Below are 22,655 nucleotides of genomic sequence, written 5' to 3' on the forward strand. Positions count from 1 at the left end.
ACCGTTGTTTTACCAGATTATCATTTTCATCCTGCTGCTTGCGGCAGGATTTCTTATTTGCCGGGAGCTTTTGAAAATCCCCAGGGCCAACATGAAGAAAAACCTTAGAAACTTGCAGACCGAGAAAGAAAAGCCGGGCCAACGGCTGCTGAACCGCTTTGTCATGCCCCTGGTCAAGCCGGTTGCCCGGCTGATCCGGCTCGATCCCGTACAGGAGGCAAGGATGCTCTCCATGCTGCGGCGCGGGGGGCTGGCCCTCACGCCCCAGGAATACCAGGCCAGGGCTCTCGTCTGCGCCGCCTTCACCCTGCTGCTCCTGATTCCCCTTTTGTTAATGGGTGCCGCAAGCATCGCATCGATAATCATCATCTTCGCGGTGGTCGTCTATTTCCATTTCACGTCCGACCTCAAAGATCAATTAAAAGCGAAAAAGAACCGCATTGAAATGGAAATGCCGAGTTTCATCCGTTCCATCCTGTACAAGCTGGACGATATGCGGCAGGACGGTCAAAAAACAGTCGTCCAAGTAGACCTGGTGCAAATTTTTGAGGACTACCTGCGCGTTGCCAACGATGTGTTTTATGACGACATTTCCATCCTGGTCCTGGAGATGAAATCCATCAGCATTGAAGCCGCGCTGCGAAACTTCAACGCGCGTCTGGGGCTGACGGATATTTCCTTTCTCGTTAACGCCCTCATCGGTCTGCACCGGGGCGAGCATCAAGGGGAGGCTCTGGCCTACCTTGCCCGAGACATGGACATCAAAGCCAGGGAAGCCCTGAAGACAAAACTGAATAAATTGCCCGGCAGGGTCAAGATCGCGTCCATCCCTCTGGTAGCGGTGACCCTGGCTACTTTGTTGTTCGTTATCGGCTCCCACATGACCAGAGCAATGGGGGGGCTTTTTTAACACGCTGAAACGGGGAAAACCCCTTTCAAATAATCCATTTTTCAGGGGGGAGCGCACATGTAAAAGAAAAAAACCGCAGCCCCATCATTACCGAAGAAAGGAGGAAATTCCATGAGAAAGAGGATGGCAAACGCTCTTGCAAAAGCCAAGAGCGTGCTGGCAAACCCCTCCGGCGACCAAATAACCGGCTGGCTGATTGTGGTGCTGGTTGTCGTGGTGGTAGGCGCAATCTTCATGACCCTGTATCAGGGTTCCATCACCGACATCTGGAACAGCATCGTTGCCAAAATCACCGGCCTTTTGAACTAATTGCAGCCAAAAGGCGGCGCAGGGGAAGCATTGCTTCCCCTTTTCAACCCAAATCTAAAAAATAAACGGAGGTATTTATCATGATGACTGCTTTAAAAAACAAAATCAGAATGGCGGGCCTGAAAGCCCGAAACGTACTGGCAAATCCGTCCGGGGATCAAATGACCGGCTGGCTCATCGTGGTGCTCATTGTCGTTGTCGTGGGCGCAGTGTTCATGACCCTGTATCAAGGCTCCATCACCACCATCTGGAACAGCATCGTCACCAAAATCACCAACCTGTTGAACTGATGAAAGCCGCAAAAGGCATATCCGCAGACGCGGGAGGTGCAAGACCAATGAACAGACAGCACCGGGGCTTATGGGGGAGAGCTTCTCTCCCCCGGCCTTTTCCAAAGCTGCTGAACAAAGAAGGCAGCAGCTATTTCGATCTGATCATCAAGACCCTGGTGGTGATTACGCTCATGGCCACGGTGATCAGTTTTTTGGGCGTTTTCACCACTTATTTGAATTTAAATCACATGTGTCGGCGCGTTGTGCGCGTGGTTGAACTGGAGGGGCAAATAGCCGAACCCGCCTATGACGTGTTTTATCGGTTGAAGCAACAAACCGGCCTGTCGCCGGAAATGACCATCGAGGACGTGGTATATTGCGACGAGCAAAGCCAAAAAATCCAGTTAAGGGACACTTTCACCATCACAATGACCTACAGCCACGCCTTTACCCTTTTCAGGCCGTCCTTTACGGCCCCCATTCAAATCCATATTCCCATGCGCGTAAGTATCACCGGCATGTCGGAGAAATACTGGAAACTGCCCGAATAAGCGCCGGAAAGGAGGAAAGCCGTGGGCCATTTCAAGCGAATGATGAACAACCGGAAGGGCGACGTTTTTTTGTTTATCCTGATCCTCGTCTTTTTCATTCTAACCCTTTCCGTAATCCTAAGCGAATACTTCCGTATAGAAAGTCTCTACCAGCAAGCGGAGTACGTCATTCAACGGGGCGTAAACAGCTCCGTGGAATACGCCATGCGGGACAATTACCGTCGGGACGGCTATTCCCGGATGGACAGCGCCCTGGCCCAAGAGATGCTGTACGCCTATTTGTACGAAAATATGGGGCTGGATTCTGAACTAAACAAGTATGCCGGGAATCAGTGGGTTTACCAGCTTGAAGTTGAGCGCATCGACGCCACCGACAGCCCACCCGGCCTGACGCTGACCGGGACGCTGAAAACCCGCAGCGCCTTTAATTTTCTGAGCGGCACGATCCGGCTACCCTTCACCATATCCAGCGTCAACATCCGCATTGAGGAAGGAGGTTCCCCATGATTAAAAAGCTCATCTTTACCATTCCACTTGTGCTTGTCTGCTGCCTGCTGCTGTCCGCCAAAGCCTTTGCTTTGTCAGAGAGCGACATTGCCATCAATATCGCTTCTCCCATAGACAGCCTGGCAAGCGAAAGCGGAGTGATTGCCGTGGAGCAGTTCCCGGCTCAGATTACGATAAACACCACGGCCAAAACCGGCAGCCTCACAGAGGTCCGGCTGGAGTATGGCGGCCAAAGCCAAGCGATAACCCCAAACTACACATTGACGATTGAAAATAAGGAAGCTTGCGGCCCCTACACCATTACCGCCCAAACGGATCAGGGGGCCGTTCTTGTCGTTACGGCCAATGTGGTGTTTCAAGTCCGGGCGACCTATGACACCCGATACCGCACCATCGGCATGAACGTGAAAGAAATCTACGAGGGCGAAACGCTGTTGAAATCCTTCCCGGAGCCGCAAGGCATCGACCTCATAAACGCCAACACCGTGGCCGACCATGAACGGGAACGGATTTCCGGGTGGATCGGCAAACATGACGGCGGCACCTACACGCTAAAAGGAAGCCTGGTGGTGGAAATCCACAATATTTCAACGGGTGAAATCTACGGAACCTATGACACGGGCACGAGTTTTGAACCGCTGACCACCCGTTTCGACTGGACGCCCCAAACTCTGATTGCCTTTGAAACCACGGGCAATACGGCGCTATCCTATCAGGCCCCGGTGAAAATTGATGTGGAAGCGACCTGGTGCGACGAAAGCAAGCAGGAGATTTTCGGGAAGCTTACCGCCCAAGACAAAGGAGTGCCGAAGCTGCTTTACCCTTATCAGACCACCTCCGTCACCTTTGCCAAAGACGATATTTCGCTTTCCCGCAACTTCATTTATTGCGGCCTGGAATGGGACTACACGCCGGAAACTGCGGAATACACCGATGGGGAAAGCGCAACCCGGACCGAAATCACGCAGAAAATCCATTATCAGATTCCCGCCGCCGACTTCTATTTTAAGTTTAAAGCATGTGACGGGAACGACCTGTCGGTTGCCATCCGCGCCCCGGCCATGGTGAACCGGGGCGACGATTATTCCTTCACCGTCATTTACATGAACAGCGGAAAGAGTCCCGCCTATGACGTGCCCCTTAAAGGTGCGACGGACGGCGTTCTGATAGAGGAAATTCCTGCTGTGCGGGACTTCCAGCCCAATACAAGCCAAACCTATGTTGTCAAACGAACCGCCGACACCGCCGCCGGTGAAATCCATTTGTGGGCCAACATCGGTGTGCCGGAGGGCTTCCATGACGGCAATCTTAGCAACAATACCGCCACGGCGGTGATCAAAATCGTTGACCCCGCGCCCGAAGCAACGCCCGAGCCCGGAGACCAGCCCGACCAGCCGGATAACCCGGACAATCCCAGCGACCCCGGCAATCCCCCGGACGAACCGCCCGTCCTGAAGGAATCCTGCGACCTGTCGGCAAGCATCCTGGCCCCGCCCACGGTTTACGAGCATGAGGCTTACAGCTTTACCGTGAGCTTTCCCAATCATTCCGATATGGACCTGAAAGCTGTACCCTTGAAGGGGAAACGCAATGAAAATACGCTGTCGCAAATTCCAAAAACGGCTGACTTCAAGCCGCAGGAAACCAAATCCTTTACCGTCACGGGCACGGCGGGGAACGCGGGCGAGGTATACCGCCTGTGGGCCAATATCACAGCACCAAATGGATTGACAGATGAAAATCCAATCAACAACACCGCGATTTCAAGCATCACGGTAGTGGAAAAACCTGCTGACAGCCCGGATAATCCGCCGAACCCCGATAACCCTGATAATCCCGAGGAACCCGGCAATCCCGACGATCCGGATGATCCCAATAATCCCGATAACCCGGATAACCTGCTGTGCGACGTATGGGTCAATCTGTCATCGCCGCCGATAGCCTACCAACAGGAGGAATACGACTTTACCGCATACTTTGCCAACTCCACCGGTAAGGCATTAACTGATGTGGGCCTGAATGTCACCATCGACGGCAAGGCGGTTTCCGCCGTGCCCGCCACGGCCAATTTCAAAGCCTATGAAAAGAAATCCTTCCTTATTACCGGCACGGCAGGCGAAAAAGGAACAATCATCCGGCTTTCGGCACAGGTATCGCCGCCCGTGGACTACAAAGACACCAACATGGGCAACAACCAGGCAGCGGCGGAGATCGCGGTATTGGAGCGCCCCTATGACCTGGACGTGCAGCGCATCACTCCCGACCGATACAAAGAAAATCAATCGGTCATTACCACCGTCAAGGTTTCCAACCGTGGAAGCCTCGACTTTACACCGGGGCAAAACGTCATCGTGCTGTTTGAAATCCCGGAATTAGCTTTTTCAAAGCGCATCAACACGATAGTGATGGAAAAGGACACCTGGAATGTCGTATCAGTCAGATGGGATACTCCGAGCGTCCAGACAGATAAAAACATCACCCTGATTGCCACCATCAACCCCGATAAGATTTTGGATCATGAAACCTCCACCGCCAACAACACCTATACCCAACAGGCCGTCATTAAAAACGTAACCTATGAGGCACCGGAGGAAAGCCGGGCGTTGCCCGACCCGCCCCAAAGAAATGAACAGCCCAGGGTGACATGGTGGGAGCAACGATATGAAAACGGTCAGTTTGTATGGCGGCAGTTTTACGCCGAATTACGGGTAAATGCCACGCTGGACTATGACACCAAAGCCAAAGGTTATCTCAAATCGGGCTATGGCTATGCCATCCGCGTCACGGCCACTGTGAACACCAACTACGACCGGCCGGAGCTGATTACCGCCCCGCAGACGGCGGAGGTCTATTTGCCCGAACACCGCTATGAAACCGCCATCCCCTTGGTAAAGGAAGGCGGGCAATTTATTTTCCGGGAGAATCCCTCCTCTCCCTTCCGCTATAGGAAGCAGTACATCCCGGTCTGGTTCCCGGATTTCAGGGATTACATCGTACAGCTCCTTGTGACCGATGTGCACACGCCTGCGGGAACGCTGTCCAAGTGGACTACCGGAGGGGAACTGAAAATCTATGTGGTGGACAGCATGTACGACGATGATACCACCGTGGGAAATTGATATGCTGCCGTTTTGTGTTATCCCTCTCCTGTGGGCGGCTTTTATGGATTGGAAAAAGCGGATTATCCCCGACTGGACATGGATAATAATCCTTACAATCGGCGGCGTATCCGCTTTTTTGTTTCCAGAACCGGCCCCGGCCCAGCGAATTGCGGGATTTCTGCTGCCGGGTGCTTGCCTACTTTTTCTGGCCGTGAAATACGGAGGCGTGGGCGGGGGTGATATAAAGCTGACGGCAGCGCTGGGGTTTTGCTTTGGCCTGAACGCGCTGGCGGCCATCCTCCTTTTCGCTTTGCCCCCCGCCTGCGTCTATGCAAAGGCAACCCGGCAAAGGAGCGTACCGTTGGCCGTCTTTTTGTGCATCGGCTTTTTTATATATGCCGGTGTTCTTTTTATATACGGACTGACCTGCTGACTTAAATACAAGGGAGTGTTTTTTGTGGAGTTGAAAACGATTTTAGCCGTCGTGCTTTGCCTGGTGATTATCGGCGGCACAGTGTACCTGCACCTCAAGCGGAAAGAGAAATAACGGACCTGCGGAAAAAGGACGGATAACCGCCCCTTTTCCGCTGCCCGTAAAGGAGCGTGAACCTACAAATGACTGAAAAAAAACGCATGGTGGATACCTACGAGGTAATACACGCCATCCATGTTGGTGATAGAGAAATCCTTTTTGCGGTTGACGACGGGAAATCCGATTGTCCGTACCTGGTATGCGACTGCAACTGGGATAACCCGTTGGGCATCGAGCAATTTTTTGACGCTGCCGGAAGCGACGACTACTTGGAAATGATGACCGAGTTTACCAACCGGGTGCAGGCGCAGCTTGAGGCGGTTAAAGCGGAACGGGATAAAATTACCGTCCCACTTCCGCCCTTCACACCGGAACATTGCACACCAAACAATTACGGCGAAAGCATTGAAAACAAGGTTGTGGTCATCAGGACGGAGCGCCTGCGTCCTGAATACCGCACCGCCGATAATCAGCTTGTGCTGGCCGTGGGCGGCTTTGGCACTTATGCCAATGCCAGAGGCCGGGCGGTCTACACCGTCAATCTTTACTCCGGCAAGGAATCCCGCTGGAATCGGGAGGATATCCTGGGCGTTCTGAAAACCGAATATATACCCGATTGGGCAAAGGAACAGCTAAAACAGATACTGGCCGGGCAACAGGCCAAGCACAAAAAACAAGTACAGGAGCGATAAATTTATGGATAAAAAAATGATACGTTTTATCGACAGCAGCTACAAAGACTTGTTTTCCATACCGGATGGCGGGAATGTGGCCTTAACCCTTTTTGACGGAGAAACAATCATTCGCCCTTGTCAATATATGGATGAATGCCACGCCAAAATCGGATATCGTGTTTTTCACATCTGCGAATTTGCCGAAATTATGGAGCGCAACGGCACAATTTATGCACCGGAGGTTATGCAAAAAGGTGATATTTTTGGCACCTATGAAATTTATCAGATCAAAGATGTACGGAGTACGGATTATTGTTTCCGCTCCTATGCGGAGGCCTCCCCAAAAATCAGCAGAAGTGATTATACGCGAATGTACGCAGGGATGCTTGCTCCCAACATGTCCTTAGACCACCTATATGCGAAACATAACATGGATAACCGCCCATTTGGAGATAGGATGCGTTCGTTGTCTATGAGTGATGTAATCGTAATAAACCGTGACGGAAAAGCAACCGCTTATTATGTGGATACTGGCTTTAAGGAAGTCCCGCAGTTTTTATATATAGATCGGCGGGAACGGCAACAGGAAAAAGACGAGGATGCACCACAGCCCACTATCCCGAAAAAACGGCACGAGCCGGAACGTTGAAGCCACGTACTTTCTTAAGGAGGGAGGGAAAACATGAACGATCTGACCAGATACAGGCTGTGCGCGGGCCTCCACGCCCCCGCGTCGGCCAAGCTCCTCTACTGCTACCTGCTGGATATGGCGGGAGGACGCCACCACAGTGTGGTCATATCCATCAAAAACCTTGCCCAAAGCGTGGGGCTTTCCCGTTCGGCCACCAGCCGCAATCTGAATCGTTTGAGGCGGGTGGACATGATCAGCATTGTTCCCCGGTACTCCGAAGACGGCGGCAGGCTGTCCAACCAATATACATTAAAATAGGGAGGGATGCGCATTGGCAACCAAGCTGCAACTGATTACAGAGCTTTCCGAAAGGACAGCCCGCAGTGTCACCAGAAGCCATGCCAACTGGATCTCCTTCCTGAAAACCGCGGCCTGGAGTTACAAATATCCGTTTCAGGATCAGCTTTTGATTTACGTACAGCGACCCGATGCGACGGCCTGCGCTTCCATTGAAGTGTGGAACGAAAAACTGGGACGCTGGGTAAACAAAGGCGCGAAGGGCATTGCCCTCATTGACGACAGCGGAGGCCGGTTAAGGCTCCGCCATGTGTTTGACGTGAGCGACACCAACAGCCGCTACAACCGTCCTATCCCACTGTGGGAAATGCGGGACAAATATGCCGAAGCGGTAATGGAATCCCTGGAAAACACCTTTGGGGAGCTGGACGACAAGACCAATTTGCCCGCCGCGCTCATTTCCGCAGCGCAGAATGCTGTGGAAGATAATTTTTCCGATTACCTTTCCGAACTGATAGATTACCGGGAGAATAGCGTTCTTGAAGATGTGGACGACCTCAATATAAAGGTTGTCTTTAAGGATACGCTCAAAATCTCCGTGGCCTGCATGCTCTTAACCCGTTGCGGCTATCCCGCCGACAAATATCTGACTTTAGAGGATTTCCAGAGCGTTATTAGCTTCAATACGTTGAATACCGTTTCCCGCTTGGGCGCGGCCACCAGCGACATAGCCGAAATGCTCCTGCGGGAAATCGAAGCCACGGTCAAGGACTTGCAAAAAGCGGAGCGAAGCCAAAGCCGCACATTTGCCAAAAGTCGAGGACCGGCGCACAATAAAAGCGTAAAGCAAATTGATGAAAGGAGCGGTGAGCATGGAACTGACCTACACACGGCAGGGCGATTATCTGATACCCGACCTGGCCCTGCCGGAAGAACAAACGCACATCGGCAAATATGGGATGTTGCGCAGAACATACCTGAAAAACCACCAGAAAGGAATGTACGCCAGCCTGATGCTGTCGGGCAAACTGGACGGCCACCTGGCGGAAATCGACCGGACGGCGAGGGAGCGCGTCGAGCGGATCACGGCGCAGCTTCTGGAAATGAGCCCCGCGCCGGACAAAACGAGCGATCAGATGGCCTGGGTAGGCCACATGAACAGCCTCAAGCACCAGGCCGAGGAATCGGTACTGACAGAGTTGATTTACAATTAGAATGGTATGACCGAGGAACGGAGGACAAGAGTCTTCCGTTTTTTCATTCCACCCCTCTTATCAACGAAATCCTGCGCTCCACCCCGCACTTACAAGCGACAAAGCAGGAAATCGTTGATTTTTTCGCCGCCCATGAGGACAGCAACGAGCGAACCAAATACATCAAAAGCATTTTTAACAATGACCGCACGGAGCTTTTCATCGGTGCGGATCAGCGCGTCGGATACAAGACCTATCAGAACGTCCTGCATCTTTGGGAAGGCAGTTTTTCCGAAAAAACATCCCAGAGCTACTATGATTGGGGCGTCATCGCCGGGCACTTTGCCAGCATGATATTACTAAACGAATTTCTTGACGAGCCACCGGCCTTGCCCTCCATGCAGCAGCAAATGAGCCTGATCCAGCAGGCGGAGGACGAAAAAACCTCCGCTTTTTCCATCCCCCAGGAAGCCATTGACGCGGTTTTGCGGCAAGGAAGCGGTGTGCAGGACGGAAAGTACCGGATTTATCTGCACTTCCAGCAAAACGCCTCCGCGAAAGAAAACGCCGATTTTCTAAAAAATGAGTATGGTACGGGCGGGCGCTATCCCGTCTTGGTTGGCACCCATATCGACGAATGGCACGACAGCAAGGGAATCGCCCTCACCAACGAAATCGGATTGGATAAGAAAATTATTCTACCGTGGACAAAGGTACAAAAGCGAATCGGCGAGCTGATTGCCGCCGACCGCTATCTGAACGATAAAGAAAAGGACCATCTGCCCGCCTACCGGCAGCAGATGGAGGAACGCCGCCAGCAGCTTGCCGAGGAAGCCTACGCCCGCGAAATCCTGAACCGGGAGCCTGCCCCCGCCGCACCACCGGAACCGCCAGCACGGGAAAATGCGCAGTATGCTTTTTCTCTTGGCGACACCGTTTATCTTGGCGCGGATGAATATGAGATTTTTTCCTTTGACGACGGCACCGTGCATCTCCGGGACATAAGCTTCCCGCTGTTCGGCAAGGAGCTTGCGCGGAGCGACTTTGAGCGGATGCTGCGGGAGAACCCCCTCAACGACCACCTTATAACAGCCGGGGAAGCACCGGAGCAACCAGCCGAAGAAAAAACGGAAAAACCGTTAGCCCGCGCGCTGTACCGGGAATACCTGCCCCAGGTTATTGACAGGGTGCGAAAAGATGAAATTTATCCCTACCTGCGGGACCGGGACACCGCCCCGGACAGCGCCAAGCAGGAATTAGACAGCGCCCTTGATCGTATTATTCTTTCCATGCGGGAGGAACATCCGGACTTTTACGAAGCTTACGCCACCCTGCCCCAGTTTCGGGAATGGCTCCAGGAGGACGTGTTCCAGCGGACCTATCAGGATTACCTGACGGAACCCCGCGACCTGGTGACCATCCACGCCGACGACCCCGACGCGCCGGAGTGGGTGCGGCAAACCAATATTACCGTCACCCGCGTGGTCGATACATTTACCTTCGACAATGAGGACGACGGGGACGAAAAATCCGATGTGGAATTGGACCAGGAACTACCGGACGGTCAAGCCGGGGAAACGGAAAAGCAACCAGCCGAAAAAGAAATAACTGTGGGCCTGGAATTGTCCATCGACGGCCGCCGCTTTGCCATTGACACGATTGACGAGGAGGCCGGAACGGTCAGCCTGCGGGACATCACCTTCCAAAACGGCGTGGGCTTCCCCATCTTCCGCCGGGAGAGGGTTGGCTTCGTGCGCGGCATTTTGGAGCAGCAGACGGGACCCGTCTGGCAGAAGATACAGGGCGGCGAAGCAACCAAAGTCCGCCTTGACCTTGTGCCGGAAAAACCGAAGCAGCCCCGCGTCAATTTCCATATTACCGACGATGAATTGGGGCACGGCGGCCAAAAGACCAAATACGGCTGGAATGTCGCGGCCATCCGTCTCTTGAACCAACTGGAGAAAGAAAACCGGCTGGCCACGCCGGAAGAACAGGAGATCCTGTCAAAATACGTCGGCTGGGGCGGCCTGCCGCAAGTCTTTGACGAGGCCAACCCCCAATGGGGGAAAGAAAACGCCGAACTGAAGGCGTTGCTGGATGAGGACGAATACAATTCCGCGCGGGCCTCCACCCTCAACGCCCACTACACGTCGCCCGTCGTTATCAAGGCCATGTACGCCTGTCTTGCCAATATGGGCTTTCAGACCGGCAATATTCTGGAGCCTGCCTGCGGCATCGGCAACTTCTTCGGCCTGGTGCCCGAGAGCATGAAAAACTCCAAGCTCTACGGCGTGGAGCTGGACGGCGTCACGGGCCGGATCGCCAGGCAGCTCTATCAAAACGCGAGTATTGCCGTACAAGGCTTTGAGGAAACCAACCTGCCCGACAGCTTTTTCGACCTGGCCGTCGGCAACGTGCCTTTCGGCAACTATGGTGTAGCAGACAAAAAATATGACAAGCATCATTTCCTCATCCATGACTATTTCTTCGCCAAGACCTTAGATAAGGTACGTCCGGGCGGCATAGTGGCATTTATTACAAGCAGCGGTACGCTGGATAAGCAAAATCCTGAAATCCGTAAGTACATCGCACAGCGGGCGGAGTTTTTGGGCGCTGTAAGGCTCCCGAACAATGCATTTTTGAAAAATGCCGGCACAGAGGTCGTCGCGGACATCATCTTTCTGCAAAAGCGCGACCGTGTGATAGATATTGAGCCTGATTGGGTGCATCTCGACAAAACCCCCGAAGGTTTCACCGTCAACAGCTATTTCGTCCAAAATCCCGATATGATTTTGGGACAACTCACTGAGGAAAATACACAATACGGACGGCAGGAATGTACCTGCCTGCCCCATGAAGACGCTGACCTTGCCGAGCTTCTCCGCGAGGCGCTGGAAAATATCCATGCCGAGATTACCGAGTATGAAATCGACGACATCAGCGAGGATGAGGATACTTCCTCCATCCCGGCAGACCCCAGCGTCCGCAATTTCAGCTATTGCCTGGTGGACGGCGAAATCTACTTCCGGGAAAACAGCCGGATGAACCGGGTGGAAACCTCCGTCACGGCCCAGGGCCGCATCAAGGGCATGATCGAGCTGCGGGACTGCGTCCGCGACCTGATCGAATACCAGACCGAGGATTACAGCGACGAGGCCATTTTGCAGCAGCAGCGCAAGCTGAACCGTCTGTACGACGCCTTTACCACCAAATACGGCCTGGTCAATAGCCGGGGCAACAGTATGGCCTTTGCCGACGACAGCGCCTACTGCCTGCTCTGCTCTTTGGAGGTGCTGGACGAAAACGGCGAGATGGAGCGCAAAGCGGACATGTTTACCAAGCGCACCATCCGGCAGCGTACCAGCGTGGCCCATGTGGACACCGCCGCCGAAGCTTTGGCCATCTCCATCGCGGAAAAAGCCTGCGTGGATTTAGGTTTCATGCACAGCCTGACCGGGCTTTCCGAGGAACAGCTTGCCGACGACCTGCAGAGCGTGATCTTCCGCAACCTCGGAGATCAAGACCCGGATCAAGTGCCGAAAGCCTTTTTCGATATCACCCGCTGCCCCTTCGTTACTACCGATGAATATCTTTCCGGCAATGTGCGGAATAAGCTCCGCCTGGCCAGAGGGCTTGCCGAAACGCAACCCGACCTTGCGGAGCAGATCGCCTCCAACATCAAGGCGCTGGAAGCGGTGCAGCCCCAAGACCTATCCGCCTCTGAAATCGACGTGCGGCTGGGCGCAACCTGGCTGCCTCCCGATGTGGTCAAGGACTTCCTGTTTGAACTACTGGAAACGCCGCCCATGTACCAGCGCTTTATCGACGTTTTTTATTCAAACTATACTGCCAACTGGAACGTCAAGGGCAAGAACGATGACCGCAGCGACAACATCAAGGCCAACGTCACCTACGGCACCAAGCGCGTCAATGCCTACAAGATTATTGAGGATACTCTTAATCTGCGTGACGTGCGCATTTTCGACACCATCTATGAGGATAACGTCGAAAAAAGAGTTTTGAACAAGAAGGAAACCGCTATCGCCCAGCAGAAGCAGGAGGCGATCAAGGAAGCGTTTCGGGATTGGATATGGAAAGACCCCCAGCGCCGGGAACGGCTGACCCGAATCTACAACGATCGCTTCAACGCCATCCGGCCCCGCGAATACGACGGCAGCCACATCCGCTTTACCGGCATGAACCCGGAAATCACCCTGCGCCAGCATCAGGTGGACGCGGTGGCCCATATCCTCTACGGCGGCAACACCCTGCTGGCTCATTGCGTGGGGGCAGGCAAGACCTACGAAATGGCCGCCGCCGCGATGGAAGGCAAGCATTTGGGGCTTTGTAGCAAGAGTATGTTTGTTGTGCCCAACCACCTGACGGAGCAATGGGCCGGGGAATTCTTGCAGCTTTACCCCAGCGCCAACATTCTTGTGGCCACCAAAAAGGACTTTGAAACCAAGAACCGCAAGAAATTCTGCGCCCGCATCGCCACCGGCGACTACGACGCGGTGATCATCGGGCATTCGCAATTCGAGAAAATCCCCATTTCCGCAGAGCGTCAAAAGCGCCAATTGCAGGAGCAGATATGGGAAATTACCGATGGCATCCAGGAAATCAAGGCGGCTAAAGGGGAACGCTACGCCATCAAGCAGCTTGAAAAGACCAAAAAAAACCTGGAATTAAAGCTGAAAAAGCTCAATGACACCAGCCGCAAAGACGACGTTGTGACCTTTGAGGAATTGGGCGTTGACCGGCTGTTCGTGGACGAGGCGGATTTTTACAAAAATCTGTTCCTCTACACCAAGATGCGCAACGTGGCGGGCCTGGCCCAGACCGAGGCCCAGAAATCCAGCGACCTGTTTGCCAAATGCCGCTACCTCGATGAACTGACGGAAGGCCGCGGCGTTGTTTTTGCCACGGGGACGCCTATTTCCAACTCCATGACCGAGATGTATACCATGCAGCGGTATCTGCAATACGAAGCCTTGCGCAAACAAGGCCTCCAGCATTTTGACTGCTGGGCCTCCACCTTCGGGGAAACCGTGACCGCCATCGAGCTTGCGCCGGAGGGTACGGGCTACCGGGCCAAAACACGCTTCGCCCGGTTCTACAACCTGCCTGAACTCATGAGCATGTTCAAGGAGGTAGCGGACATCAAGACAGCCGACATGCTGGACCTCCCCGTACCCAAGGCCAACTACCGCAACGTGGCCGTCAAGCCCAGCAAGTTTCAGCAGGACATGGTGGCCGAACTTGGCGAGCGCGCCGAAAAGGTGCGCAACCGCAAGGTGGAACCATATGAAGACAACATGCTGAAAATCACCAACGACGGACGCAAGCTGGCTCTTGACCAGCGTCTGATGAATCCCATGCTGCCCGACCATGAAGAAAGCAAGGTAAACGCCTGCGTGGATAATATCTTCCGCTTCTGGCAGGACCACCGTGACCAAAAGCTGACCCAGCTTGTGTTCTGCGACCTATCCACCCCGAAAAACGACGGGAATTTCAACGTCTACGACGATGTGCGCCAAAAGCTCATGGCGCGCGGCGTTCCCGCCGACGAGGTTGCTTTCATCCATGAGGCCAACACGGAAACCCGCAAAAAGGAGCTGTTTGCCAAGGTGCGCACGGGGCAGGTACGCGCCCTGTTGGGCTCCACCTTTAAGATGGGCGCGGGCACCAATGTCCAGGACCGCCTGATCGCGCTGCACGACCTGGACTGTCCCTGGCGGCCAAGGGATTTGGAGCAGCGCAGCGGCAGGATTGTCCGCCAGGGCAACAAGAACGACGAGGTGCATATTTTCCGGTATGTGACGGAAAATACCTTTGATGCTTATCTCTATCAAATTTTGGAGAACAAACAGCGGTTTATCTCCCAGATTATGACCAGCAAATCCCCTGTGAGAAGCGCCGAGGACATTGACGAAACGGCGCTGTCCTACGCGGAAGTCAAGGCGCTGGCGACGGGCAACCCGCTCATCAAGGAGAAAATGGATTTAGATATCCAGGTTTCCAAGCTGAAGCTATTGAAAGCGAACCACCTCAGCCAGCGTTACGCTTTGGAGGACAGATTGCTCAAACAATTCCCCCGGCAGATTAAATCCACCGAGGAACGCATTGCGGGCTATGAGAAGGACATTGCCCGGTATGAAAAGTACAGCGCAAAGGCCCCCGCCGTGGAGAAGACCGAGGAAAGCAAATTCGCGGGCATGACGGTCAAAGGCATTTCCTACCCCGAAAAGGCCAAGGCGGGCGCGGCCATCCTGGATGCCTGCAATCTAATGACTTCGCCGGAGCCGCAGAAAATGGGCAACTACCTGGGATTTCCGATGCTGTTTTCTTTCGATGTCTTTAACAAGAAATATCAAATTACGCTCCAGGGCGCTCTCAGCCATACGGTGTCCTTGGGCGCGGACGTTCACGGCAACATCACCAGGCTCAACAACGTCCTGGCCGATATACCATTGGAACTGGAATATTGCCGGGAACAGCTAAAAACCCTTCGCCAGCAGATGGAAACGGCCAAGAAAGAAATCGACGTCCCCTTTGAAAAGGAACAGGCGCTGCAAAGCAAATCCGCGCGGCTACATGAACTGAACATCCTGCTGAATATGGACAAGGCGGAAAACGAGATCATGGACGACCAACCGGACGAGGATATGGATATTCCCGAAAAAAAAGCCGTAGGCTATGAACGGTAATGGCTGAATAATCTTTAGCAGTTTTGACTTTCTATTTTCCCAGGCTTACAGTAAAACAAAAAACCAGGAAGGAGGCGCGTGATGAACGAACCTTTTATATTCCAGACCCTGCCGGAACGGATTACGGCGCTGTTCCCCGAAATTGACAGCGATACCGCCATTGACCTGCTGCACAACAATGACGAGTATGGACAACTCCATCAAAGAAAAGGGGAACTCACGGAGCGGCACCCTTTTATTTCGGCTGTCCTGGAGGGCGAGGGGCCGATTGCTCTGAGCGCGGAAGAACATAAAATCCTTACGGACTACCTGGATACAGCAACCCGAATGGAGGACATGGAGCGTATGCAGCTTTATTTTCGCGGGCATACGGACGGCTTTTCCTATCTCAAAAAAATCGGCGCAATATAGCCGCATTGCAAAAATTCCTTGAAAAAGCATCGGAAGACAAAATCCGGTGCTTTTTCATGTTTGGAGGTGATCGCTATGCCTTATGTGGCCCCGGACCAGATTAAGCGCGCCAAACAGATGGATCTGCTGACTTATTTGCAGCATTACGAGCCGCAGGAACTGGTGCACTTTTCCGGCAACGTCTATACCACCCGCACCCATGACAGCTTGAAAATCTCTAACGGGAAGTGGTGCTGGTGGTCCCGCGGCATCGGCGGGCGCTCCGCCCTGGATTATTTAATCAAAGTCCGGGGTATGACGCTTCCCGAAGCGATCATGCGGATAGACGGCCAGGTGACCATCGCACCGCCTGTTCCGTCAAAGGCACGGGAACCCGGCGAGCCGAGAAGGTTGCTGTTGCCGGAGAAAAACAAAAGCAACGACCGCGTGATTGCTTATCTCACCGGGCGCGGCATACACAGCACCTTGATTGATTACTGCATCCAAACCGGAAGGCTGTATGAAAGCCGCTACCGGCACAACGCGGTCTTTGTCGGCTTCGACCGGCAAGGCCTTCCCCGGTACGGTGCGCTCCGGGGCACATCCGGTAGACGGTTTATGGGGGACACCGACGGCAGCGACAAGCACTTCTCCTTCTCTGTTCCGGCAAGAGATAAATCCACAAAGCTGCACCTGTTTGAAAGCGCCATCGACCTTTTGTCCTACGGCACCTTGGAGCTGCTTTCCGGTAAGGATTGGCGGCGGGAAAACTGCCTCTCCCTGGCAGGTATTTACAGGCCGAAAAAGAACATTGAGGAAAGCACCCCGCCTGTCGCTTTGATGCAATACCTCAAGGATTACCCGCAAATAACCGAAATTGCTCTGCATCTGGACAATGACACACCGGGAAGGTTGGCGGCGGAGTCCATCAAAGCCTTCCTTCCCTCCACCTACGCCATTACCGATGAGCCACCCCAGCGCGGAAAGGATTACAACGATTATTTGAAAATAGCGTTAGGGATAAGACGGCCACAGGAAATAGAACGTCTGTAACGAATAAAATAATAGGTAACTATTTTTAAATTAAAAAGGGGAGAATTTGATGCATGATTATCAATGAGAAATGCATATATTGCAACTCCACCGAAAATTTAACAGAATCAGATATCATCACATATGCACTAACAGGAGCTAAACTAAAAAAAAGATTTGTGTGTAAGAAGCATAATAGTTATACGAATGATAAATTTGAAAGTGATTGCGTAAAAAATTGGGACTTTTTTAGAAATCAACTGGGTTTTACAACTAGAGAGGGGAATATAGTAAAATACAAAGGTAATATTGTCATAGATGATATTGTAATAAAAGATGTAAATTTGAGTGATAAAAAAACATTTTATACTAGTCAAATACTTAGTACAACACATAATGGGCACAAGGTGATATTAGGAAATAGTAATCTTTTACGAGATAAACTTAAGATTGAGCCAACTGAAATCGATTCTAATAAGATATCAATGCAATATAAATTTTCTCTTAAAGAATTAATTATTTCAGCAAAAATGAAAAGAACCATTGCTAAAATAGCATACGAATGGTATTGCTACACGCATGATATTAATGGTTATCAAAATCAATATGACGGCATTGTTTCATATATTTTAGAAGGTTGCGAGCAAGAAAGTATTGTTGAGTGTGTCGTCGATGCATATGCATTTATGGTTGCTAATCAGTTATGTGAGATTGGGACTAATAGTATTTATGATTATATTGATAAATTTGGCAATTGCTATGTTGTTTTCAACTTCTGGAATATTGTAATTTACAAAATTAAGATACATCAAAATAATACACCAGTTATTAAAAAAGAAAACTTCATTACAATGGAACGTTATAATGTTGATGGTACTAAGGATCATGTTACTTTTGGAGTATATAGCCTAAATGGAGGATTTGATGTAATTTCTGAATCATGTGACGAGGCATTAAATCGATTATATAATTTATACATAAAAAATCTTGAACTTCTCTCTACGCATACTGTTCTTACAATTTATACGCTCAAATGCATGATAGATGATCTGTTTGATGACATTACAGGTTTAGAGAAAGGAAAATTAACACTTTCAGATTTACTTGAATACGAAGAAAGTAAAAGGATCTTTATAATTCAATTGGCATTACTCTTTAATGAATCATTTAGCTACAATTATGATGAATCATTTAATTCAAATCTTAAAAACTTGCTTAGCTCAGACGAGTATTTTGTTGTAAACAAGGATGAATTAAGTGAGTATGCGAAAAAGATTGTTAAACTATATGAAGATGGACTGCTTATTCAGAACTTAATAAAGGGAATAGACTATTTTTATAATTGCTATGAACATGAAATGAAAAGGATTAATATTTAACTTATATTCATTATCCATAATATAGTCGGTTTCTAATAAAGTCGTCAAAGGCATTGAGAAATCAGCGCCTTTTTCTTTTGCCCAAAATTAAGGAAGGAGGATTTTCCTAACAAGACAACGTGACCACAGGCAGGAGCGATAGGCCTCCTGCTCTTTCTTTTTCGGCTGGTGATATAAGAACAATCGTAACCCACACCCAACACAAGACTGCTGTCTTGTGTTGCAGCAAGCACTGAATTTGGATAGCCAAATTCGCTTGTTAGGGGCTCTCGCCCCTAATACCCCCTTCATACTGCACTCCTATTCATCAAGAAAAGAGGTGCTATGAATGAACGAAACGCAACAAAAGTGGCGGGAGGAATTTCGCGTTCTCATTGAGTGCAAGAACATCCATCCTGCGCGAAAGGAGCCGGAACGATGAGAAAACGGAATATCCAAATTATTGTACGGCTGAACGCCAAAGAACAACAGAATATTGCCAAGCAGGTAAAAAAATCAGGGCTTTCACAGGAAGCATTTATTCGCTCACTTATCAACGGCTATATACCCAAGGAGTTGCCCCCTCCCGACTATTTTGCCATGACGCGGGAGCTGCACGCCATCGGCGGCAACCTGAACCAGATTGCGGCCAAGGCCAATGCCACCGGGCATATTGACAAGACGGTGTTTCAATACGAAGCCAACCGGCTCAGAAAGGCAGTCCAAAATATTATGGAGGCGGTCACAGCGCCGGAAAGGAGAACCGATGGATAAGGAAACACAATTAATAAACCGTATCAACCGAAACTTTATGGACTACAAGGCAAAGATGCTTAAACTGGACGGCCAGAAAATCTTTGAAAAAGCCGAGGAAATCGCCGCCTATACCCAGGCCCACTGGTATTTGACAGTGGATCATCACTATGAACCGGAGGAACTGGATTATTTCCTGCTGCTTCAAAATCCCCTGGAGGTTGTGACCGACCAATACCAAAATGAAGTGCGGTGCGTAAACGACGTGCTTGAACTTGTCGTAATAAATACCTGCGACAAGCGGGAGGCTCTTGCGGATTACCCTTTGATGAAAAAACACGGGGAGCCGGAGCGATGAGCGATGGCAACCACAGCGATATGGGACGTGACCGACCGTCTTGACCGGGTAATCGACTACGCCGCCAATCCTGAAAAAACCGAAAACCCCGATTTTAACAGTCCCGACTTTCAGGGCTTGCGCAAGGTGCTGGATTATACCCAGCAGGATGTCAAGACTGAAAAGCAGTTCTATGTGACCGGCATCAACTGCGACCCGGCCACCGCCTGCCAGCAGATGGGGCGCACAAAGCGGCAATATCAGAAGCCGGACGGCATCCTGGCCTTTCACGGCTACCAGGCCTTCGCGCCGGGGGAGGCCACCCCGGAAACCGCCCACGCCATCGGCGTAAAGCTGGCAAAAGAGCTTTGGGGCAACCGCTTTGAGGTGGTGGTTTCCACCCACCTGGATAAGCAACACCTGCACAATCATTTTGTGTTGAACTCCGTTTCCTTCCGGGACGGCAAGCGGTACTACGATAACAAGGCCGCCTACGCCTTAATGCGCAAAACCTCCGACCGGCTGTGCCGGGAACATGCCCTTTCCGTCATCGAAAACCCGCGGCGCGGCAAGTCCAAGCACTACGCCGAATGGAAAGCCGATCAGGAAGGTAAACCCACCTGGCGGGGCCTAATCCGGGAGGACGTGGACCAAGCCATTGCCGCCGCCATGACCTTCACGCAATTTATCGCCGCCCTGCGCAAACAGGGCTATGAAATCAAAACCGGCGTGAAACACCTGGCGGTGCGTCCTTTAGGCAAGGAGCGGTTTGTTCGGCTGAAAACCCTGGGCGGCGATTACACTGAGGAAGCCATCAAGCAACGCATCCTGCAAAATCGCGCACCTAAGCGGCCCTCTCCCTCCTTGCCGGAGCCGAAGCGAAATCGCTGTACCTTCAAAGGCTCCCTCAAGACGGCGAAAAAGATAACCGGCCTGCAAGCGTTATACTTCCACTACCTCTATAAGATGGGCATCCTGCCCAAGTCCCGCGCGTCCAGTAAAAGAACGCATTTTTTATTGCGCGAGGACCTCCGCTATTTGAATGAACTCACCGCGCAGACCAAGCTGCTCTGCAAAAACCATATTTCCAGCAAGGAGCAACTTGTCGCCTACCGCTCAACCGTGGAGCAGGAAATGAGCGCCTTGTCCGCCCAACGCAAGTCCCTTTACAACCGCATACGCCGGTGCGGGAATGACGGGCAGGTGACGGCCTGTAAGGAGCAAATCGCCGGGCTGACCAGGCAAATCAGCCAGCTTCGCAAGGAAGTGAAGCTCTGCACGGGCATCCTGTCCCGTTCCGATGAGAAAAAAGAAAAGCTTCATCGGGTTAAACAGGAAGAAATCCAACAACGAAAGGAGGCCAAAGCCTATGAACAGCGAAACAGCCGCCGCGGACCAAGTCGTCAACATGAGCCTTAAGGGGATCGAGGTAATAGCCAAAATCTCCGGCGAGGGGGCCAAAAACCTGGCCACCTATTTATATGCCGTTCTCACAGACCAAAAGAAAACCAGAGGGAAAATCCGGCTGGAAGGGCTGTTGCGCAGCGGCAAGGAGCTGAAAGTCTTCGCGGTCAGGAACGAGGACTTGCAGAAATTCACCCAGGAGGCCAAACGCTACGGCGTCCTCTATTGCGCCCTCCGTGACAAAAAGGACACGGACGGCATGTGCGACATCATGGTGCGGGCCGAGGACGCCTCCAAGATCAACCGCATCGTGGAACGCTTCAAGCTTGCCACCGTGGACACCGCCAGCATCAAGAGCGAAATCCAAAAATCCAAAGCCGCCAGGCAGGAGGAAAAAGCGCCCGCCGAAAAGGAAACGCCCGCCGAAAAAAGCGCGGACGATTTTCTGGACGAACTCCTGGCCAAGCCCGAACAGCCGGAGCCGGATCAGGAGCGGACCGACAACCCAAACCCCACCACGGACCCTACGGCGGCGAAGGCGGAGAAATCCCCTCCGTCCGAGCCTACTTACGAGCGCAGCGGGAAAGCCGCCGGGGGTACGAGTGAGCCGGAGCGAAAATCCGTCCGGCAGGAATTAAAGGAAATCCGGGAGGCCCACAGGGAGCAGGCGGAACCCAAGCGCGAACAAGCCAAGGAGCAATCCAAATCCACCGGCCAGTCCGCCAAATCGGGCCAACCGAAATCCAAAACCAAAAAATCCAAACCGAAAGAGAGGTAAATCCAGATGAGCAATTTCGACGATCTTTTCCGGCAGGAACAAGGCCAATCCCCGCCCATAAGCGACCAGCCCTTCGACAAGGAGGCCTGGGCGCAGAAAAAGCAGGAGCAACGGGAAACGGTGTATGCCCTGATCGACGAAACGGCGACAGCCGTGGCGCAGGACGGAGACACCTTCCAAAAGTATCTGAACGTGCAGAGCCGCTTTGACCGCTACAGTGTTTCCAACGCCCTGCTTATCCTTGCACAGCGGCCCAATGCCACAGTCATTAAAGATTTTGACACCTGGAAGGACCAGGGCGCGTACATCCGCAAGAATGAATCCGGCTTTTACATCATTGAGCCGGGCGAGGAATACCAGCGCCAGGACGGTTCCACCGGCATCAGCTACAACCCCAAAAAGATGTTTGACATTTCCCAAACCGGGAACAGCCGCAAACGGGAAACCGCAGTCTATCCCGACGAGCGCACCCGCATCAAGGCGTTGCTGGCCCACGCTCCCGTGCCCGTCCGCATCAGCGATACGCTGCCAAGCGGCGTGAACGCCCTATACCAGCCGAACACGCGGGAAATCCAAATCCGGCGCGGCCTGGACGCCAATCATATTTTCCGCGCTCTCGCTCAAGAGTTGGCCCAGGCGGAAATGGACAAAGGCGACGGCAGCTACAACCGTTCCGAGTACGGCTTTCACGCCTATTGCGCGTCGTATATGCTCTGCAAGCAGTACGGCGTGGAAACGGACGGCTTTTACCACTTCGAGGGCGTTCCCCAAAGGCTGGAGACTTTGGAGCCGCAGGAGATCCGCGCCGAGCTGACCACCATCAAGGAAGCGGCGGGCGAAATCTCCGGCAGGATGAACCGGACGCTGAACCAGCAGCGGCAGCAAAAACGGCAGGAGCCGGAACGTTAGGAGGGATGGT

The 22,655-nt window shown here is 52.3% G+C and carries 22 protein-coding genes; 20 read left to right on the forward strand and 2 right to left on the reverse strand.

Annotation, left to right across the window (positions count from 1 at the left end):
* Positions 1-4 precede the first annotated feature (4 nt).
* From Psfp_RS04010 to Psfp_RS04055, 10 genes are all read left to right on the forward strand, one after another.
* Positions 5-910, forward strand: coding sequence for a hypothetical protein (locus Psfp_RS04010; protein WP_243120464.1), 906 nt, complete (start codon positions 5-7; stop codon positions 908-910).
* A 111-nt stretch (positions 911-1,021) separates the two neighbouring features.
* The gene (locus Psfp_RS04015; protein ID WP_134217265.1) at positions 1,022-1,219 is read left to right on the forward strand and encodes a hypothetical protein; all 198 of its coding nucleotides are present in this window, start codon (positions 1,022-1,024) and stop codon (positions 1,217-1,219) included.
* Positions 1,220-1,299: 80 nt separating this feature from the next.
* Positions 1,300-1,509, forward strand: coding sequence for a hypothetical protein (locus tag Psfp_RS04020; RefSeq protein ID WP_099082892.1), 210 nt, complete (start codon positions 1,300-1,302; stop codon positions 1,507-1,509).
* 47 nt (positions 1,510-1,556) lie between these two features.
* Positions 1,557-2,042: a DUF4320 family protein gene (locus tag Psfp_RS04025; protein ID WP_134217266.1), complete on the forward strand. Its 486-nt coding sequence runs from the start codon at positions 1,557-1,559 to the stop codon at positions 2,040-2,042.
* A gap of 21 nt (positions 2,043-2,063) precedes the next feature.
* On the forward strand, positions 2,064-2,549 hold the full coding sequence (locus Psfp_RS04030) for a hypothetical protein (protein WP_243120465.1): 486 nt from the start codon (positions 2,064-2,066) through the stop codon (positions 2,547-2,549).
* Entirely contained in the window at positions 2,546-5,668 is a 3,123-nt protein-coding gene (locus tag Psfp_RS04035) for a hypothetical protein (RefSeq protein WP_134217267.1), read from the forward strand. Before Psfp_RS04030 ends, Psfp_RS04035 begins: the two co-directional genes overlap by 4 nt.
* Position 5,669: 1 nt before the next feature.
* Entirely contained in the window at positions 5,670-6,083 is a 414-nt protein-coding gene (locus Psfp_RS04040) for an A24 family peptidase (RefSeq protein ID WP_134217268.1), read from the forward strand.
* Between the two features lie 182 nt (positions 6,084-6,265).
* Complete coding sequence (locus Psfp_RS04045; protein WP_134217269.1) at positions 6,266-6,874, forward strand: hypothetical protein; 609 nt, start codon at positions 6,266-6,268, stop codon at positions 6,872-6,874.
* A gap of 4 nt (positions 6,875-6,878) precedes the next feature.
* On the forward strand, positions 6,879-7,505 hold the full coding sequence (locus Psfp_RS21470; protein WP_192895257.1) for a YodL domain-containing protein: 627 nt from the start codon (positions 6,879-6,881) through the stop codon (positions 7,503-7,505).
* Between the two features lie 33 nt (positions 7,506-7,538).
* The gene (locus tag Psfp_RS04055; protein WP_134217270.1) at positions 7,539-7,805 is read left to right on the forward strand and encodes a helix-turn-helix domain-containing protein; all 267 of its coding nucleotides are present in this window, start codon (positions 7,539-7,541) and stop codon (positions 7,803-7,805) included.
* A 631-nt stretch (positions 7,806-8,436) separates the two neighbouring features.
* Here the strand turns inward: Psfp_RS04055 and Psfp_RS22125 are convergent.
* Positions 8,437-8,658, reverse strand: coding sequence for a hypothetical protein (locus Psfp_RS22125; protein ID WP_243120467.1), 222 nt, complete (start codon positions 8,656-8,658; stop codon positions 8,437-8,439).
* Between Psfp_RS22125 and Psfp_RS22130 the strand changes: the two genes are divergently transcribed.
* Positions 8,657-8,998, forward strand: a complete 342-nt coding sequence (locus tag Psfp_RS22130) for a TnpV protein (protein WP_243120468.1) — start codon at positions 8,657-8,659, stop codon at positions 8,996-8,998. The genes Psfp_RS22125 and Psfp_RS22130 overlap by 2 nt on opposite strands.
* A gap of 89 nt (positions 8,999-9,087) precedes the next feature.
* On the opposite strand, the gene Psfp_RS22135 is transcribed toward Psfp_RS22130, so the two are convergent.
* Complete coding sequence (locus Psfp_RS22135; RefSeq protein ID WP_243120469.1) at positions 9,088-9,249, reverse strand: hypothetical protein; 162 nt, start codon at positions 9,247-9,249, stop codon at positions 9,088-9,090.
* Between the two features lie 3,924 nt (positions 9,250-13,173).
* Here Psfp_RS22135 and Psfp_RS22140 point away from each other — a divergent pair.
* The 9 genes from Psfp_RS22140 (at position 13,174) to Psfp_RS04100 (ending at position 22,645) form a co-directional block, all read left to right on the forward strand.
* Entirely contained in the window at positions 13,174-15,684 is a 2,511-nt protein-coding gene (locus Psfp_RS22140) for a DEAD/DEAH box helicase family protein (RefSeq protein WP_243120475.1), read from the forward strand.
* A gap of 81 nt (positions 15,685-15,765) precedes the next feature.
* Positions 15,766-16,095 carry a hypothetical protein gene (locus tag Psfp_RS04065; RefSeq protein WP_134217272.1) on the forward strand — a complete coding sequence of 110 codons (330 nt, stop codon included), beginning with the start codon at positions 15,766-15,768 and terminating at the stop codon, positions 16,093-16,095.
* 75 nt (positions 16,096-16,170) lie between these two features.
* Positions 16,171-17,127: a DUF3991 and TOPRIM domain-containing protein gene (locus tag Psfp_RS04070; protein WP_134217273.1), complete on the forward strand. Its 957-nt coding sequence runs from the start codon at positions 16,171-16,173 to the stop codon at positions 17,125-17,127.
* Positions 17,128-17,180: 53 nt separating this feature from the next.
* Positions 17,181-18,485, forward strand: coding sequence for a hypothetical protein (locus Psfp_RS04075; RefSeq protein ID WP_134217274.1), 1,305 nt, complete (start codon positions 17,181-17,183; stop codon positions 18,483-18,485).
* 417 nt (positions 18,486-18,902) lie between these two features.
* Entirely contained in the window at positions 18,903-19,238 is a 336-nt protein-coding gene (locus Psfp_RS04080) for a plasmid mobilization relaxosome protein MobC (RefSeq protein WP_134217275.1), read from the forward strand.
* Positions 19,231-19,575 (forward strand): hypothetical protein, encoded by a 345-nt coding sequence (locus tag Psfp_RS04085; RefSeq protein ID WP_134217276.1) that lies wholly within the window; start codon positions 19,231-19,233, stop codon positions 19,573-19,575. Before Psfp_RS04080 ends, Psfp_RS04085 begins: the two co-directional genes overlap by 8 nt.
* A 3-nt stretch (positions 19,576-19,578) precedes the next feature.
* Positions 19,579-20,973, forward strand: a complete 1,395-nt coding sequence (locus Psfp_RS04090; RefSeq protein WP_134217277.1) for a relaxase/mobilization nuclease domain-containing protein — start codon at positions 19,579-19,581, stop codon at positions 20,971-20,973.
* Positions 20,924-21,736, forward strand: coding sequence for a PcfB family protein (locus Psfp_RS04095; RefSeq protein WP_134217278.1), 813 nt, complete (start codon positions 20,924-20,926; stop codon positions 21,734-21,736). Before Psfp_RS04090 ends, Psfp_RS04095 begins: the two co-directional genes overlap by 50 nt.
* A 153-nt stretch (positions 21,737-21,889) precedes the next feature.
* On the forward strand, positions 21,890-22,645 hold the full coding sequence (locus tag Psfp_RS04100) for an ArdC-like ssDNA-binding domain-containing protein (protein ID WP_243120470.1): 756 nt from the start codon (positions 21,890-21,892) through the stop codon (positions 22,643-22,645).
* Positions 22,646-22,655 lie beyond the last annotated feature (10 nt).

It is taken from the genome of Pelotomaculum sp. FP (assembly GCF_004369245.1).
Lineage (GTDB): Bacteria > Bacillota > Desulfotomaculia > Desulfotomaculales > Pelotomaculaceae > Pelotomaculum_C > Pelotomaculum_C schinkii.